This is a genomic window from Bergeyella anatis (assembly GCF_036016955.1).
Lineage (GTDB): Bacteria > Bacteroidota > Bacteroidia > Flavobacteriales > Weeksellaceae > JAYWXI01.
Map to the genome: position 1 here is coordinate 1 of NZ_JAYWXI010000081.1, position 769 is coordinate 769.

A 769-nucleotide genomic window follows, 5' to 3' on the forward strand; every position below is an offset into this window, starting at 1 on the left:
TATATCTTCGTTTTGTATTACTCGGAACTGCTCTATAATAAATCCTTGAGGATTGTTGTCTGAACGAACCGAATTAACCAACTGACAAGCGGTTACCAATTGCCTCTCGGTCCTATTGCTTGCTCGGGTAATGTATTGCTTGGCGTAGGTTTGTACTTGATAGGGATATGTGTTAAAATCGCATACAATACTATCCACTTGTATTCTTTGACGAATATTCCCCGAAATGATTCGGTTGTAATAGCCTTTTTCCGCTAAGTCATTGTAATAATTAAAGGCAGTTTTATCTGCTAAGAAAAAAGCTCTTTTCATATTGCTTTCAATAGCAGCTTTGTCAGGTGCGATATTGAAAAAGAACTCGTGAAACCGTCTGATATGCTCACGAGCTTCCACAGGACGGTTTTGTTCGGCATCTTGGGAAAGGGCTAAAATGAGGGATTTTCCATTGTCTAATACATAAATTTTTTCTCGTTGTTGTTCTGCGAAATAATACGCATAACCAATTGAAAAAAGTGTGATGACAAGGCACAGACTGGCGAAAATAATCGCATACATTCGGATTTGTTTAAATCCTGTTTCAATATTTCTTAAAATTTTAAATTCCATAATTTGATTCCATTTGAGTTTATAATATTTTAGACAGAGTAATTATGCTTCCAAATTACCCTCTGTGCTTTTATCACTATCATTATTTTCCTCTCTACTAAAAAGTTTTCCTGCAATATATCCCGCAGCTGCCCCTGCTCCTGCGGAAGCAATGTTTCCAGCT

Annotated in this window: 1 protein-coding gene; it reads right to left on the reverse strand. The window is 36.8% G+C overall.

The window, feature by feature from the left end; all coding sequences use genetic code 11:
* Positions 1 to 606 (reverse strand): conjugative transposon protein TraK (gene traK / locus VQ048_RS12320; protein ID WP_327611942.1); only part of this gene is annotated, 606 nt, incomplete at its 3' end.
* Positions 607 to 769: the final 163 nt, after the last annotated feature.